The organism is Kushneria konosiri (assembly GCF_002155145.1).
Classification (GTDB): domain Bacteria; phylum Pseudomonadota; class Gammaproteobacteria; order Pseudomonadales; family Halomonadaceae; genus Kushneria; species Kushneria konosiri.
On the sequence record NZ_CP021323.1, the window covers coordinates 422,935 to 440,411 of the forward strand.

General features: G+C 60.1%; 11 protein-coding genes. All 11 read right to left on the reverse strand.

Going from position 1 to position 17,477, the window contains the following annotated elements:
* Window positions 1-83 precede the first annotated feature (83 nt).
* Entirely contained in the window at window positions 84-2,309 is a 2,226-nt protein-coding gene (glgX, locus tag B9G99_RS02015; RefSeq protein ID WP_086620525.1) for a glycogen debranching protein GlgX, read from the reverse strand.
* A 52-nt stretch (window positions 2,310-2,361) separates the two neighbouring features.
* A complete protein-coding gene (locus B9G99_RS02020) occupies window positions 2,362-2,811 on the reverse strand; it encodes a DUF2934 domain-containing protein (protein WP_158521421.1) in 450 nt (149 codons plus the stop codon).
* Between the two features lie 95 nt (window positions 2,812-2,906).
* On the reverse strand, window positions 2,907-5,810 hold the full coding sequence (treY, locus tag B9G99_RS02025) for a malto-oligosyltrehalose synthase (protein WP_227875885.1): 2,904 nt from the start codon (window positions 5,808-5,810) through the stop codon (window positions 2,907-2,909).
* Entirely contained in the window at window positions 5,803-7,803 is a 2,001-nt protein-coding gene (gene malQ, locus B9G99_RS02030) for a 4-alpha-glucanotransferase (protein ID WP_086620527.1), read from the reverse strand. Before malQ ends, treY begins: the two co-directional genes overlap by 8 nt.
* Complete coding sequence (treZ, locus tag B9G99_RS02035; RefSeq protein ID WP_086620528.1) at window positions 7,800-9,587, reverse strand: malto-oligosyltrehalose trehalohydrolase; 1,788 nt, start codon at window positions 9,585-9,587, stop codon at window positions 7,800-7,802. Before treZ ends, malQ begins: the two co-directional genes overlap by 4 nt.
* Entirely contained in the window at window positions 9,584-11,788 is a 2,205-nt protein-coding gene (gene glgB, locus B9G99_RS02040; protein ID WP_086620529.1) for a 1,4-alpha-glucan branching protein GlgB, read from the reverse strand. The genes treZ and glgB overlap by 4 nt, the downstream gene beginning before the upstream one ends.
* On the reverse strand, window positions 11,788-13,389 hold the full coding sequence (glgA, locus tag B9G99_RS02045; protein ID WP_086620530.1) for a glycogen synthase GlgA: 1,602 nt from the start codon (window positions 13,387-13,389) through the stop codon (window positions 11,788-11,790). Before glgA ends, glgB begins: the two co-directional genes overlap by 1 nt.
* 542 nt (window positions 13,390-13,931) lie before the next feature.
* On the reverse strand, window positions 13,932-14,825 hold the full coding sequence (locus tag B9G99_RS02050; protein ID WP_086620531.1) for a metal ABC transporter permease: 894 nt from the start codon (window positions 14,823-14,825) through the stop codon (window positions 13,932-13,934).
* The gene (locus tag B9G99_RS02055) at window positions 14,822-15,697 is read right to left on the reverse strand and encodes a metal ABC transporter permease (RefSeq protein WP_086620532.1); all 876 of its coding nucleotides are present in this window, start codon (window positions 15,695-15,697) and stop codon (window positions 14,822-14,824) included. Before B9G99_RS02055 ends, B9G99_RS02050 begins: the two co-directional genes overlap by 4 nt.
* Complete coding sequence (locus tag B9G99_RS02060) at window positions 15,694-16,503, reverse strand: metal ABC transporter ATP-binding protein (protein ID WP_227875886.1); 810 nt, start codon at window positions 16,501-16,503, stop codon at window positions 15,694-15,696. The genes B9G99_RS02055 and B9G99_RS02060 overlap by 4 nt, the downstream gene beginning before the upstream one ends.
* Complete coding sequence (locus B9G99_RS02065; protein ID WP_148663900.1) at window positions 16,496-17,374, reverse strand: metal ABC transporter substrate-binding protein; 879 nt, start codon at window positions 17,372-17,374, stop codon at window positions 16,496-16,498. The genes B9G99_RS02060 and B9G99_RS02065 overlap by 8 nt, the downstream gene beginning before the upstream one ends.
* Window positions 17,375-17,477 lie beyond the last annotated feature (103 nt).

A 17,477-nucleotide genomic window follows, 5' to 3' on the forward strand; every position in this document is an offset into this window, starting at 1 on the left:
GGCGCAGCCCCTTGTCCTTGTCGGGTACGGACAGGGCTGTCGGCAATCCGCCGATGGCAAGCGCCATCGGCGACGTGGTTTGACTACCCGTTACGGCTGGTACCGTTGTCGTCTCTCACCAGTTCCAGCAACACCATTGAGCGGCTTTCGACCTCAAAGGTGCTGCCGAAATCGTGATGTCCCCCTTCTCTGCTGTCAGGTTCGGCGGTATTGAGTCGGAAAATCCAGTGACGTCCGGAAGGCACTTCCGGCATCGTCCAGGTAATCGGCTCATGATGCGCATTGACAATCATCAACAGCGTACTGTGTGAACCCGCCCGACGGATACCGGTCGGCTGGGCACGACCATCCAGCAGCACGCCGATGGCACGAGAGTGGTCCGCCTCCCAGGTGGCAACATCCATTTCTTCGGCTTCCGGCGTCAGCCAGGTCACATCGCGGACTTCCAGTTCTTCGTTCCAGTCGCCGGTCAGAAAACGGCTGCGATGCAGCATGGGATAGCGTCGACGCAGGGCAATGATGTGGCGGGTAAACCTCAGCAGATCACGCCCTTCTTCGGAAAACTCCCAGTTGACCCAGCCAATCTCGCTGTCCTGACAGTAGGCGTTGTTGTTGCCGCCCTGGGTACGTCCGAATTCGTCACCGGCCAACAGCATCGGCGTGCCCTGAGAGAACATCAGGGTGGCCAGCATGTTGCGCATCTGACGCATGCGCAGCTCACGAATCTCCTGATCGTCAGTCTCGCCTTCCACCCCATGATTCCAGGAATGGTTGTCGTCGTGGCCGTCGTTGTTGTCCTCGCCGTTGGCCTCGTTGTGCTTATCGTTATAGGTCACCAGATCGCGCAGGGTGAAACCGTCGTGCGCGGTGATGAAGTTGACCGACGAGTACGGCTTGCGCCCGCGATGGTTGAACAAATCTGCCGAACCGGTCAGGCGCGTGGCGAACTCGGCCAGCTGACCTTCGTCTCCCTTCCAGAACGCGCGCATGGTGTCGCGGAACTTGTCGTTCCACTCGGCCCAGCCAGGCGGGAAACCGCCAACCTGATAGCCGCCCGGGCCGCAGTCCCAGGGTTCGGCAATCAGCTTGCACTGTGACAGCAGCGGGTCCTGACGACATGAGTCGAGAAAACCGCCGCCTTCATCAAAGCCATGCGGCTCGCGCCCGAGAATGGTCGCCAGGTCGAAACGGAAACCATCGACGCGCATCTCGTCAGCCCAGTAACGCAGCGAGTCGGTGACCATCTGCAATACGCGCGGGTGAGACAGATTGACCGTGTTGCCGGTACCGGTGTCGTTAATGTAGTAACGCTTCTCTTCCGGCATCAGACGGTAGTAGCTGGCGTTGTCGATCCCCTTCCAGGAGAGCGTCGGCCCCATCTCGTTGCCTTCGGCCGTGTGGTTGTAGACCACGTCCAGAATGACTTCGATACCGACCGCGTGACAGCAGGCCACCATCTGCTTGAACTCGCTGATGGTATTGGTGGCCATGTAGGCCGGGTGCGGGGCAAAAAACGACAGGGTGTTGTAACCCCAGTAGTTGTGCAGCCCCTTCTCCTGCAGATGACGGTCATCGGCAAAGGCATGAATCGGCATCAGCTCCAGCGAGCTGACGCCCAGATTGCGCAGGTGATCAAGCACCGCCGGATCGCTCAGGCCCGAGAAGGTCCCGCGCATCGACTCGTTGACCTTCGGGTTCATCATCGTCATGCCACGAACGTGGGCTTCATAGAAGATGGTGCGATCCCAGGGCACATGAATCTCACGCGAACGCCCCCAGGTAAACGCAGGGTCAATGACCCGACACTTGGGAATGAACGGTGCACTGTCACGCTCGTCAAAGCTCAGATCGCCGTCTTCATGGCCGATGGTGTAGCCATAAAGGGCGTCGTCCCACTTGAGCTCACCGACCAATTGCCGCGCACACGGGTCGATCAACAGCTTGTTGGCATTGAAACGGTGCCCGTTTTCCGGCTCGTAGGGGCCGTGAACCCGGTAGCCGTACAGCTGACCCGGGCGCGCATCGGGCAGGTAGCCGTGCCAGACCTCATCGGTAAACTCGGGCAGCTCGATACGCTCGAGCTCTTCTTCACCGTCTTCGCTGAAAAGACACAGCTCCACTTTGGTGGCGTGTGCCGAAAAGAGGGCAAAGTTGACCCCCAGTCCGTCCCAGCTGGCCCCCAGAGGATAGGGCAGGCCTTCACGAACACGGCTGCGTTGCTGACCGAATGTCGAATTCAAAGGCGCTTCACGTCCGCCCGAAGTAATCCCGGGGGTCGGTGCGCCGGGATGGATCGGTGTTGTCGTCATACATCACTCCCAAAAGGGAAATACAGGGGCTCTGGCCGTGCGGTGAGCACGACTACTGGCTCGATTTATCGTCATTACTGCTGGTACTGCGTTTGCGTTTGGCAGGAGCGGCCTCATCAGCGCTCTTCTTTTTGGCCGCCGCTGTCTTGCGAGCGGCACCTGATTTGGTCGCCGCCGTTTTGGCGGTAGTTGTTTTGCCTTCTGCGCTGTCGGCAGCGCTGCGCCGTTTGGCCGTGGTACTGCGCTTTGCAGGCGACTTTTTGGCCGCCGGCTCGGCGGCGGTGTCAGCGTCAGCCTGTGCGGCGACGGAAGCCGATGGTGCTGCAGTTTTGGCACGTGGGGCCGGTTTCGGTTGCGCGTCCTGTGGCACGTCGGTAATCCGCTCGGCGGCTACCATGCGACAGGCCATGTGCCAGTGACGTTCGGCCTGCCCCTCAGGACACTCCTCGGCTTCCCATATCCGGTAAGCCAGTAAACGAATACGAAGCTGATCATCTGCCATGTGATCCATTCTCCTTCGTGGGTCATGCCCCTGATATCCGGCAGACCCGTTTTGTCTGAAAGGCACCAACGCTGCGTCGGTACCTGCAATAAGGGTTATACCGACTGCATTTGATCGGTTCCGGAGGCGTCAGCCCGCGTTGTCTCGGCCTGCCGCGCCTCTTCAGCGTTCAAGGTGACCGGTGCCGTGTCACGAAACAGCACGCAAAACGGCAGTGCTGCCATGAGCTCTGCGATTGGTGCCTGGAGATCAACGGCCTGCCCTGTGGTCAGCGACTGCCAGCCGCGAGCATCATCTGACGAGCACTTCACGCGCGTATCCCCCCAGCGTGAAGCATCAATGCGCAGCGTATCGCCTTCCAGCAGCGAGCCGGCGTGACGCGTGGCGATCACCATGACCACCCGGCCTTCATGCTCACGGGTGAAACCGATCAGCTGTCCGGCACGCTCGCCTTCAAAGGCTACGCCTTGATAGTCGCCCCGCAGGAAGGGTTCTGGTAGACGCTGTCTTAGCCCGAGCACCTGCGTGATCAGGGCCTGCTTGATGCGACCATCGCGCCAGTCATCGATCAGTTCGCTCAATGAGTGATCCCGAGTCAGCTGCTCGCGACGCGTGTTGAAATCGACCGGGCGGCGGTTATCGGGATCGACCAGTGAAAAGTCCCAGCGTTCGGTGCCCTGATAGCAGTCCGGCACACCGGGTACTGTCATGCGCAGAAGTGTCTGCACCAGACCATTGAGCGCCCCGGTCGGGCTGATGGCCGTCACGACGTCGTGGATCGAGCGGCGCAGGTCAGCACCACGATCTTCGGTAAGCAGCGTCATGACAAAGGCTCGACACTGCGCCTCGTAGGTCTCGTCCGGATAGAGCCAGTGCGAGTTCAGCTTGGCCTCGCGCAGCGCCTTCTCCTGCCAGTCGGCAATACGATGGGCAAAGGACTCAAGACCCTCGGCATCATCAAGAGACAGAGTGAGCGGCCAGGCCCCTACAATCAGCTGGTAGAGGATCATCTCTTCGGCAGTGGATGGGCCGGCCGGGGCCCCCTCTTCACCGCTGGACTGGCGCAGTGATGAGGACATGGTCAACCACTCCCGCACTTTTTCCGCCCAATGGTCACCCCATTCCGACAGCGCCGCCAGACGCGCGCGCACGTCTTCGCCCCGCTTGTGATCATGGGTGGCCGTGGTCACCATCGTGCCGGGGAAGTGGCGCGCCTGCCAGGCGTTAAAACGGTGAAAGGCCTCTGTCGGATCAGCAAAATGTGCACCATCAAACCCGACGTCATTACGCGAGATCAGGACGGCGCTGCGATAGCCGGCGGTATCCTCCACGGCCTTGGCGGCCAGCGGCGAGGTCAGCTGGGCAAAACGCACGATGGCGTTGCGACGCAGCCGACAGCCGGAAGGGTCATCATTGCTCGGTGCCTCACCGCCCAGCCAGTCATAGATCTGATCCAAAACCGACTGCTCCGGCGGCGTGAGCGCCTCCCTTGCCGCGATCACGGCATGGGCGAAGAAGTTTTCATCACGCGGCGCCAGCCCCTGATCATCGGCATAGGTACGATAGATGGGGAACTGTACGGCCAGTTCGCGCAGCACGCGTCGGATCATGGCAGGCGTCGTATCCCGGGTCATGGGGTCGTGACGCGCCACATCGGACAGCGCTCGCACGGCCCGCTCGAACTCGGTCACCAGGGCGGTGTCGATGATTTCACGCCGGGCGCGGATCACTTCACTCTCGAAGCTGTGCGCGCGCCCTGACAATGACTGCCATAGCGCCTTGAGCGGCGCCTCGCCCTCCGGGTCGTGCTGAAGCTTCGAGACAGCGTTCATGAATTCATAGCCGGTGGTCCCGGTCACGCCCCAGTCCAGCGGCAGCGACTCGTTACCTTCCAGAATCTTTTCCACAAGGATTGTCAGGGGCGTCTCGGGTGCCCCGCCGGGTCGACGCGTGGCGGCCTCATCAACACGGGCGCGCAGCAGGCGACAGTAGCCTGCCGGGTCGGCCAGCCCATCGACGTGGTCAAGACGTACACCATCCACCAGCCCCCGCTCGATCAGTTCCAGCAGGTAGACATGGGTCTGGGCGAACACGGCCGGGTCATCCACCCTCAGGGCACCGAGTTCGGTGATATCAAAAAACCGGCGCCAGTTGAGGCTGTCGTTGGCCGTGCGCCACCAGGCCAGTCGATAGTGCTGGCGCTCGAGCAGAACGTGCAGTCGCTCGGCACCCTCCGGCTCTTCGGGGTTATATCGCGCCAGCAGGGTATCAAGCTCCGCGCGGCCCTGTTCGGTACGCACATGTTCGGCAAGGGCCAGTCCTGCACGTTCGGCGCCCTCTTCCAGTGACACGGCCTGTTCGATCTGCTCGAAGAAACGTGCCTGTTCCCCCATGCCGTTTTCCAGCAGCATCAGAGCATGACAGCGCGGGTCGATGGGGAAGCAGTGCTCGAAATAATCGATCTGGAAAAGGCCGGTGCTCTCATCGAGCGTGAGCTTCATGTCACCCGATACCAGCGCCTGACCGTAAGGCTCACCCAGAAACGGCACCAGCAGGCGCCCTTCCAGAGTCGGGTCGCCGTTATCGCGCCAGTTGATGTCAAACATGTCGGCAAAACGCCCGGATGGCCCCCAGCGCAGCACATCCAGCCAATAGGGGTTTTCGCGCCCGCCGACCGCCAGATGGTTGGGCACGAAATCAACGATCAGCCCCATGCCATGGGCTCTGAGCCGAGCCACCAGCCGGGTCAGCGCGGCTTCGTCGCCGATTTCCGGGTTGAGCCGGGTCGGGTCAACACCGTCGTAGCCGTGAGTCGAGCCGCTGCGCGCGGCCCACAGCGGAGAAGCATAAAGATGGGTGATCCCGAGCCCTGCGAAATAATCAACCAGAGCCTCGGCATCATCGAGGGTGAAATCCTTGTGAAACTGCAGACGCAGACACGACAGCAGCGGCTTCAGATCAGGCTGGTTGTGTGCTGCCTCCATGGATGCTTCATTCATGCGTCCCTGCTCCTGCGCGTGCGGTAATCATTGCCCGGAGTCTGTTCATGACACCGGAGGTTTCAAACATCTCGTCAACACTCAAGGGCAAACGACGACGCCAGTTGGGGTGCTCATCCAGGGTGCCCGGCAGATTGGGCTGCTCTTCAAGGCCCAGCAGGTCCTCAAGCTGTAGCAGCACCAGCGGCGCCGGAGTGGCGCCGATATGACGCGCGGCGGCTTCAAGCCAGGTATCGCTGTCGGCATCCGGCGAAATGTTGAAGGTTTCGGCCAGCGCGATGATGTCGTGCTTGCGCATTTCGCGCTGCTGCTCCGGTGTTTCCTCCTCACCCAGCATGTCGAGCTTGATGCGCCAGTCCAGATCGCGACCCAGCCGCCAGCCGGCAACGGTCGGCAGATCGTGAGTGCTAGTCATGGCGGTTGCGCGTGATGGGTAGTCCCGGGCGGCGGTAAACTCATCGTCTTCGCGCTCGAACCACAAAACGCCCATGCCCAGAATTCCGCTTTGATCCAGCCGCTCGCGAAACTCGGGCTCTACCGTACCCAGATCTTCACCGATGATCAGAGCGCGATGACGCCAGGACTCCAGCGCGATCAGTCGCAGCAGCGACTGCTCGGGATAACGCACGTAGGCGCCCTGGGTGGGCGAGGCGCCTTCCGGAATCAGCCACAGCCGGGAAAGCCCCATGATGTGATCGATGCGCAGGCCGCCGGCACCGTGCAGGCAGGCCCTGAGCGTGGCGATAAAGCCATCGAAGCCGTATTCGATCAGCCCCTGTGGCGAGAAGCCCGTCACGCCCCACTCCTGCCCGTTGGCGTTGAAATCATCCGGTGGCGAGCCAATGCGAAGCTTGCCCAGCATCTCTTCCGGTCGGCTCCAGGCCTGACTGCCGTGCGGGTCCACCCCCACCGCGATATCAGCAATCAGCCCGATACGCTGGCCGGCTTCCATGGCGCGCTGCTGCACGAAGGCCATTTCAAGGGCGACCTTCCACTGCGCAAAGGCATAAAAGGCCACGCGCTCGCCATGCTCCTGACTGAAATTCGCCACCGCTTCACTTTTGACACCCTGCATGTCGCTCGGCCACGAGTGCATGGGGCCGAAGACTTCGCCAATGGCCTCGAAGCGGCAGTGATTTTCCAGCGTCTCGCCACTTTCCCTGCGAAAAGCGTTCAGTGCCTGGCGATCAGCCTCGGAAAGCGCGGCAAACTCACGCTCCAGTGCCTGCCAGCACCTCTGGCTGACACTGATATAGTCCACCAGCGACGTTGCCTCATCACCGGTTGCCGTATCATTTGATGCACTGTCACCAGAGGTGCTGTAGAGCGGATTGAACGCCAGTCGCGTCGAGGGCGAATAGGGGGAGAACCGTTCGGGCTGATGCGGGAACAGTGCGTGCACCGGGCTGATGGCCATGGCATCCAGCCCGTTTTTTCCAGCGTGTGCGGCCAGTTGCCCCAGCGCCTCGCAGTCACCGATGCCGCCATCCCCCGGACGACGCAGACTGTAAAGCTGCACGCCAAGCCCGGCCATTGAGGCCGGGCCATCTCCGGCAAGCGTTGCCACATCCATGCAGCGATGCGGTGCAACCGCCAGACGTCGCCTTTTTCCTTCGATCTGCAGCTGGTAATAGCCAGGCTCGGCCACGGCTTGCAGTCGGCCTTCGGTATCGACCTGTCCTTCCAGGGTGCGCCCGCTTTCATCAATCAGGGTGTAGCCGGTGCCTTCAGCCACGGCGCTCGGCAGCTCGATGCCCTGCTCGATCTCGCCGACGATCAGCGGCGGCCAGTCAGCTACGCTTTCAGGGGCGTGCAGACGCTCAATGGCGGCCAGACTTTCCTTGATCGCTTTTGACGTGTCGCAGCGATACCCCAGCCCTTCCAGTACACCCCTGACGGTGGCCTCATCAAGCTGCCGGGGTCGGTCCTGGCTGTCCTGCCAGTCGATCATTATGCCGGCCGCGTCGGCCAGCGACTTCAGTGCATGATTCATAGATGGCTGCTCAGACAGGCGCGAATCGCCCCCGGTGCCAGCGTGGTGGCATCGTCCGATTCGCCGAGTTCGTAGAGTCGCTGCCCTTCCGGGGCATCGATGCTGACGCGCTGCTTGCCCAGGTTGACCGCAATGGCCAAAACGGTGCCATCCCCCATACGCCAGTGTGCAAGAATGGCCCCCTCACCCAGCGGCACGGCACCCATGGGACGCGTACCCGGCAGGCGCGGAATGATTTCGGCGTGGCGAATATCCAGCAGCGTCATGTAACGGGTACGCCACATGTCGGCTTCCGGGTCATCTTCCGGCCCGCTGAGACAGGACTGCTCGAAGGTCGAGACCGCATTGGGGTCCGGAATCTGCGCGCGGGTCTTCTCGTCCTTGAAATGCGAGAAGTCGGCAAACTCGCTGCGACGGCCTTCCCGCACGGCGTCGGCCAGCTCATCGCGGTGGTCGGTAAAGAACAAAAACGGATGTTGCTCACCGGACTCTTCGCCCATGAACAGCATCGGAATCATCGGGCACAGCAGTAAAAGCGCCGTGGCTGCCTCAAGACGCTCCTGCTCGACCAGGGAAATGAGACGCTCGCCCATGGCCCGATTGCCCACCTGGTCATGGTTCTGCAAAAAGGCGATAAAGGCCGTGGGCGGCAGATGGCCGCTGGGCTCGCCGCGCGAATGGCCACGTCGGTCGTTCTGCCCCTGGAAGATAAAGCCACCATGGAGGGCGCTGGCCAGCTTGTCGGTGGCGTGATCGCAATAGTCGGCGTAGTACCCCTCATGCTCACCGGTCAGCAGCGCATGGAGTACGTTGTGGATGTCATCGTTCCACTGTGCGGTATAGGTACTTTCCAGCAGTGAGGCGCTGTTGCGCTCGTTTTCAAGCATCAGATGGATATGACGCGTGTCGTTGACCTGCGTTTTGATCCGCTCGCTCATTTCGCGCAGGAAGCCGTCATTATTGATGGCATGAACGGCATCAAAGCGCAGGCCGTCAAAGCGGTATTCCTCAACCCACATCAGGGCGTTATCAATGAAGAACTCTCTGACCTGAGAACGTTCGAAATCGATCTCATCGCCCCAGGGCGTTCGCTCACCGGTAAAAAAATCGCCGGCGTAGTGCGGCAGATAGTTACCGTCCGGACCAAAGTGGTTGTAGACCACATCCAGAAAGACCATCAGTCCCAGACCGTGGGCCTCGTCGATCATGCCCTTGAGCTGATCCGGGGTGCCGTAGGAAGCTTCAACGGCATAGGGCAGCACCCCGTCATAGCCCCAGTTACGCGCACCGGGAAATTCATTGACCGGCATCAGCTCGATGGCGGTAATGCCCATGGACGCCCAGTCCTGTAACCGCTCACGGATGGCTTCAAAGCCGCCCAGCACGCCGACATGCACTTCCAGAATGACGGTTTCATGCCAGGGCCGGCCCTGCCAGTGGCTGTTTTTCCAGCCGTAATCCTTCGGGTCGATAACCACGCTGGGACCGGTAATGTCTTCATGCTGAGCACGCGCCGCCGGATCAGGCACGGCCAGATCGTCGCTGAGGCGATATCGATAGTGCGCCCCCGGTGGGCACTCGAGTTCAAGGGTAAATTCACCGTCCTGCCCCTTTTCCATGGGCAGAAGATCGGGTTCATCATCGGACGTGCGCGACAGTTCCAGCTCAACCTTCTCGGCATCAGGCGCCCAGAAGGTAAAGCGGGTGCGGTGATCGTCCAGTACGGTGGCACCGTAGTGGCAGCGATAGGCAAACCGATCACCCGTGGATTCGGAAGCACTCATGTTGGCCAGTCTCCCTGACGCAGATAAAGCGTACTTAATGGTGGAAGCGTCAAAAGCAGTGACGCAGGATGGCCATGGCTGGGTTCGGGGTGTGCATGCAAGGCACTCCCGTTGCCCTGGTTACTTCCAGCGTAGAACACACTGTCGCTATTAAATATCTCGCGCCAGACACTCATGACCGGCACACCGATACGGTAGTGATGCCGAGTGACCGGCGTCAGGTTGCACACCACCAGCAGTGGCGCCTTGCCGGGCTCGGCATGACGCATGAAGGCAATCACGCTATTGGCGCTATCATCGCCGACCACCCACGAAAAACCGGCGGACTCGCCGTCCCGTACGTGCATGGCCGGATCTTCAACATAGATCCGGTTGAGATCGGCAATGGCGCGCGCAAGCCCTCGTGGCCCCGCTTCGTCCAGTCGCTCCCAGTCCAGTTCGCGATCGTGATGCCATTCGCGCCACTGCCCAAGCTCGGAGCCCATGAACAGAAGCTTCTTTCCGGGATGGGCCCACATGAAGGCCAGATAGGCACGAAGACCTGCCAGCTTCTGCGCTTCATCGCCGGGCATCTTCGACAGCATCGACCCCTTGCCGTGAACCACTTCGTCGTGGGAGAGCGGCAGCACATAATTCTCGGAAAAGGCGTATTGCAGCCCAAAGGTCAGATCGCCGTGGTGCCAGGCACGATAAAGCGGATCACGCGACATGTAAGACAGCGTGTCGTGCATCCAGCCCATGTTCCACTTGAAGGTAAACCCGAGCCCACCAGTGGCGACCGGCGCCGTCACCCCCGGCCACGCGGTGGATTCTTCGGCGATCATCATGACCCCGGGGCAACGCTCGGCTACGGTGGCGTTGAGTTCGCGCAGGAAATCGACCACCTCGAGATTTTCGCGCCCGCCATGAATATTGGGCAGCCAGTCATCATCGGTGCGGCTGTAATCGCGATAGAGCATTGAGGCCACGGCATCCACGCGCAGCCCGTCGATGTGGAAGTGCTCAAGCCACTCCAGGGCGCTGGCAATCAGAAAGCCCCTGACCTCATTGCGGCCAACGTTGTAGATCAACGTATTCCATTCAGGGTGAAAGCCTTCACGCGGGTCGTGATGCTCATAAAGAGCGGTGCCGTCAAAGCGCACCAGTCCGTGCTCATCGGAGGGAAAGTGCGCCGGCACCCAGTCCAGAATGACACCGATCCCGGCACCGTGGCAGGCATTGATGAAACGGGCAAAGGCCTCGGGCGTGCCCATGCGGGAAGTGGGCGCAAACATGCCGATCGGCTGGTAGCCCCATGAGCCGACAAAGGGATGTTCATTGATGGGCATCAGCTCGATATGGGTAAACCCCATGTCGGCCACCCAGGGAATCAGCCGTGACGCCAGCGCGTCCCATTCCAGCGTATTGCCGTTCTGATCGTGCTGCCAGGAGAGAACATGCAGCTCATAGATGGATAGCGGGGCCGTACGCATATTGCTGGCATCACGGCGCCTGAGCCAGGCATGATCGTGCCAGCTGAAGGGACGATTGCCGGCCACCACGGAAACATCCGGGGTCGTCGCCTCGGTTCGACGCGCCAGCGGATCGACCTTGTGACGAACCTGGCCATCCCGATCGATCAGCTCAAAGCGATAGCGCTCACCGGCCTTGAGATGCGGCACGAAAATGGCCCAGATGCCACTGCCCTCATGGCGCTGCATGGCATGACGGCGCCCGTCCCAGACATTGAAATCACCCACGACCGAAACGCGCCGGGCGTTGGGTGCCCAGAGCGTAAAGCGCACGCCGTCGACACCATCAATGGCGGTCGGACAAGCGCCGAAGACACGGGCCAGCTCGCGGTGGCGGCCCTCACTGAACAGATGAAGGTCCAGCTCGCCGGGCATGGGTGAAAATCGATAGGGGTCTTCGGTGATCTGTACGATGCCTTCAGGCCAGGTAATGCGAAGACGATAACGCGTCCCCTTCGGCAGGCAGGCCTGATAAAGACCGCCTTCCCGGGGCTCGGCCACGGCCAGCACCTGGTGTGCCGCGTCGATCAACTCAACGGCTTCGGCGCCGGGCAACAGCAGACGAACCAGCGTTTGGTCGCCCTGCTCATGCGGTCCCAGCCAGTGAAACGGGGCGTCATGCTGTGCCTGTACAAGGCGTGACAGGGCATCACGCTCACTTTGGCAAGCGCTGGAAAATACTGTCGCCATTATATGCTCACATGTCTTAACGAATGGGCCGTCACCCCTGCAGGAACCATCAGCTGATGATAGAGGCGTCGATAGGGTGTCACTGACAGTCGCCACTGATAGTGGATGGCCATGGCGGCACGACGCATGGCATAAAAAAGCTCGGTACAGCCGAAGATGCGAAAGGCACGATCAATGGCCTTCTGGAAATCCTGCTGCGAAAGTTCATCAAAGAGAAAGCCTGTTACGCCGTCCTCGATGGTATCGGCAAGACCGCCCGTGCGGTGGGCAATCGGCAGCGATCCAAAACGCTGGGCATACATCTGCGACAGTCCACAGGGCTCAAAGCGCGAAGGCATCAAAAGATAGTCACTACCGGCGAAAATGCAGCGGGCTTCTCGTTCACTAAAGCCGATGTGAACACCGATGGCACCGGGAAAGCGTGCTTCGAGATTGCGAAGCGCATTTTCGATGGCCGGCTCCCCACAGCCGATCACGACCAGTTGACCGCCAGCACGCACGATGGACTCGGCGGCTGCAATGGTCAGATCCAGCCCCTTTTGATGTACCAGCCTGGACACCACCGCAAACAGCGGTCCGTGGCTGACGGCCAGTCGGAACATGCGGCGAACGTGATCGGTATTGGCACGCTTGCCGGCCCAGTCATTGGTGGCAAAGGCGCAGGCCAGATAGGCATCTGTCTGTGGGTCCCAGCTGTCATCAATGCCGTTGGCAATCCCGCTGAGTCGCTTGTCACGGGCACAGTCCGACAGGAGTCCCTCAAGGCCGCAGCCAAAGGCCGGGGTCGTGATTTCCCGGGCGTAGGTTTCGCTGACCGTGGTGATGTGATTGCTGTAGATGATGCCGGCCTTCATGAAGGAAAGCCGGTCGTAGAACTCGAGCCCCTGCGGAGTAAAGGCGCTTTCGGGAACGCCCAGTCGGCTCAGATATTCCGGCCCGTAAAGCCCCTGATACGCCAGGTTATGAATGGTATAGACGCAGGGCGTATCGTCGCCGTTCCAGCGCAGGTAACCCGCGGCCAGACCGGTCTGCCAGTCATGCAGGTGCAAAAGGTCCGGATGCCAGCCCTGATCCTCAAAGCGGGTTTGCGAGGACTCCATCGCCATCTGGGCGGCGGCCAGTGACAGTCGCCCAAAGCGAATGGCGTTGTCTTCCCACTCCTGTCCGCTTTCATCCAGATAGGGACTGCCAGGACGGTCATAGAGCTCGGGACAGATCAGAACGTAGACGGTCAGCCCTTCAGGCAGTTCGATACGCCCCAGATCGCAGGCAGGAATATCGGCAAGGCCGGGCAGATGATCGATGACATGGATCGGCCAGATGCTTTCGAGCACCTCGCGATAGGCCGGCATTAAAACACGCATGTCGTAGTGATTGAGCAGCGCGCGCGGCAGCGCGGCAGAGACGTCGCCCAAGCCGCCTACCTTGACGAAATCGGCAAGCTCTGACGTCACGAACAAAACAGGGTCTGCAGGTTCACTTTGACCCGCGGAAATACTGCTGCGATGTGAAAGGGTGTCAGGTATCGGTGTAATGGATGCTGCGGGCTTTGCAGCATGAGTGGCGAGTGCCAAAGCGGCATCAACGGCTGAATGAGACATGCGCGACCTCCTCGCGAAGTGCGCTGACGCCGAAGTGTCTCGAGCCATGAAGCGGTACAGGGGGCAGCCCTCAAGGGTGCGAGCGCTCTCGAGCGGCACCTTTTGGACGCTGTACTGACATCGTAACTATCGACAATCCTTATCGATAAACGATCGCTTATGGTCGGCTGTGCATCCGGCACCACCGCTACCTGATAAATCCACCAGAAAAATGGTGCCGGTGCATCAAGACCGAGCCGGAACCATAAGCCAGATATAGCGTGAAACGGACGGCAGCGTCAAAGCCCTTTTAAAACCGCCGCCGGCAATTTTGTAACTTTTATAAACAAGTTAATCTGGATTAAAGATACTGACAAAAGAAACGCTGTTCAAGGGAAATCGATGAACAATCATGGCATCTTTCAAGACAATCAGGATCTATTCATATACCACTTTGTAACATTTTGATCCTGTCACTACTACAGCCATGCCCGAGCTTGCTGACGCTCGGAAGGCCTCTTGAGGGCATGCAGGCGCACTCGAAAAATGCGCCGGATACGCTGTTACTGTCGAAGGGCTTCGCGATCTGATCGGATGGCGCGATGGACACGCATCCTTTGAAACACCACCCCTCGTCCGGGCGCAAAAAGAAAGGACATCAAAAACAGGAACGCCTGAACAAGTACGATCACCGCGCCGGTTTCTACATCCATGTAAAAACTGATCATGACGCCTGAAACCACCGACAGCCAGGTGCTGACTGCAGCCACTGCCATCATCGGTGCAAGCCGGCGCGTCAGCAAAAAGGCCGTACTGCCGGGAGTGACCAGCATGGCAATGACCAGAACAACACCGACGGCCTGAAGCGCCATGACGCTTGCAAGCGTCAACAGCACTGTCAGCAAAAATTGCAGTCGGTGTGTATCGATCCCCATGACACTCGCCTGCTGAGGGTCAAAACAGTAAAGCCGAAGATCGCTGAATTTAAGCAGCACGACCCCCAGCACCACTGCCCCGGTCACAATAAGCTGAAGGCGTGTCGACGCCTCGATGCCCAGCAGATTGCCCAACAGGATGTGCATGAAATGAACGTCGGACGGGACTGCGGCCACCAGCACCATCCCCAGCGCCAAAAACCCCGTAAAGGTGATTCCCAGTACCGCATCGGAACGAATGCGACAATGGCGCTCGATCACGCCCGCTCCCATCAGACAGCTCAGCGCACTGATCAGCGCGCCAATCACCATGGGGATACCCAGAAGCCAGGCAAGGACTATGCCGGGAACGACCGCATGAGAGGCTGCGTCACCGACCAGTGACCATCCCTTTAATACCACCAGACACGACAACACGGCACAGACCGTGCCGACCAGCAGCCCCATCCACAGCGCCTGCTGCATGAAATCCAGTGTCAGGGGCAACAGCAGTATGGCCAGCGTATCGCTCAAGGCGCTCATGAGCCCTCCTCACCGACCACCTGCGACCCACGACGCCGACGAGCCAACACCCCATGTCGCGGTGCCAGCACAAAAATGACCAGAAAACAGAAGGTCTGCAGCAGCACAATGGTGCCGCCGACAGAACTGTCCATGAAGTAGCTCGCCCAGCTGCCCAGGAAGGCACACAGGCCACCGATCAGCGGGGCCAGCCACAGCATATGGCCGAAACGATCGGTTAAAAGCCAGGCGCAGGCACCGGGTGTAATCAGCATCGCCACCACCAGCAGCGCACCCACCGCCTGTAGGGCCGCGACAGTCATCAGGGAGAGCATCGACAACAACAGCACATTGAGCCAGGCAACGTTAAGCCCCATGACCCGGGCATGTCCTTCGTCAAAGCAGTACAGCATCAGATCCTTCCAGCGCAACGATAGTGCCACAAGGCAGATCAGCGAGATGATCACCAGCTGAATGGTCTCACTGTCGCCAATGCCCAGCAGATTGCCGAAAAGAATCGTGGTGAGCTGCACGCCACCGGGGTTGAGCGAGATCAGTACCAGCCCGAGGGCCAGAAAGGCTGAAAAGACCACGCCAATGGCGGCATCACTTTTCAACGCGCCCTGCCCCTTGATCAGCCCGATACCACCCACCGCCAGCAATGCACTGATAAAGGCTGCAGGGGCAAATGGCAGGCCAAGGGCGTAGGCGATCGCAATGCCCGGCACCACCGAGTGAGAGAGCGCATCCCCCAGCAAGGACCAGCCCTTGAGCACCACATAGCAGGAGAGCCAGCCGCATACGGCACCGATCAGCGTGCCGACCCAGATACCGCGCGCCATGAACTGATAGTCAAACGGTGCCAGCAACAAGGCGACGGGATCACCGCTCATGACAGGCTCCAGGCCGAACTGCGATCACAAACGCCACGCTCGGTATCCGACAGGACCGTATCGGCCATGACGTCGCCGAAGGTGGTGGCCAGATGAGGCTGGGTAAAGGTGGTCGCCACAGGCCCAAAGGCGACGAGCTTCCTTGAAACCATGGCGACGTGATCACAGTACTGCGGCACGCTGGAAAGCGCATGCGTCACGATCAGAACGGTCACGCCTTCATCACGTAAATCGCGAATCAGCGACATGATGCTCTGTTCGGTATGCGCGTCCACGCCGGTGAAGGGCTCATCGAGTACCAGAATACGACTGCCCTGAGCCAGTGACCGAGCCAGAAACACACGTTTTTTCTGTCCCCCGGACAGCATGCCGATCTGACGGCGGGCCAGATCTTCGATTTCAAGGCGCGCCATGGCGGCCTTCACAAGACGGCGATCGTTCTCCGAGGGAATGCGCAGCCAGTTCATCTGCCCCTGACGCCCCATCATCACCACATCCCAGACAGAGACCGGAAACTGCCAGTCCACCTCTTCGGCCTGAGGCACATAGGCCACGAGATTGCGCTTCTGGGCCTGGCGCACCGCCATGCCCAGAAGCCTTGCTTTGCCACTGGTCGGGCGCGTAAACCCGAGAATGGTTCTGCAAAGGGTAGACTTGCCACTGCCATTGGGCCCGATCAGGGCACAGACACTGGCCCCCGGCAGGGACAGGGAAACGTCCTGAATCCCCAGATGGCCATCGGGATAGCGCACGCTGACGTGCGAAACATCAATGACCGGCTCGTCATGTCGATTCAGGTTACTCAAGATCAAACCCCTTTTTTATCTGCTCTGCGTTATAGCGCAAAAGGGTTTCGTAATCGGGCACCGGCCCTTCGGCACGCGTGAGGGAATCGACATATAACGTACCGCCATAGCGCGCACCGGTTTCGGAAGTCACCTGTTTCATGGCCCGGTCGTTGACCGTGCTTTCACAAAAGGTTACCGGTACGCGATCGGCATTGAGATCATCGATCAGGCGACGAACCTGCTGCGGCGTGCCTTCCTGTTCGGCATTGACGGCCCATAGATAGCGCTCACGGAAGCTGTATTCACGGGCCAGATAGGAGAAGGCGCCTTCACAGGTGGCGAGAACGCGCTGCTTGTCGGGAATGTGTGCAAGGGCTGCCCTGAGCTCGCGATCCATGTGTTCAAGACGCTCACTGTAGGCCCGGGCATTGCGGTTGTAGGTGTCAGCATGATCCGGATCCAGCGACACCAGCGCCTGTCGAATGTTCTCGACATAGATCAGGCCGTTGACCGGTGTCATCCAGGCGTGCGGATTGGGACGCCCCTGGTAGGGTCCTTCGCCCAGGCCAATGGGCTCGACCCCCTCGGTCAGTACAGCAGCAGGGACATCATCCATACCCTCATAAAAGCGCTGAAACCAGCGCTCGAGTCCCATGCCGTTATAGAGTAAAAGATCCGCCTGACGCGCCTTGAGGATATCGCGTGGCGTCGGGGCGTATTCATGAATTTCCGCGCCGGCAGGGACAATCGAGATGACATCCAGCTCGTCTCCCGCCACCTGACGAGCCATGTCCGCCACGATGGTAAAGCTTGCCACCACGGTCTTGCGTTCCTTCGCCAGCGCCGTACCGGCGATCAGCATGGATGCCGACAGGATCAAGATCGTCATTGTGTGAATGATCCACAGGCGAGCCTTGAAAGGCGTCACCATGGCCGCTCCGAGCCGTAAAATCATGACCAACCTCTGCATGAAGATGTCGTCACAAGATGCT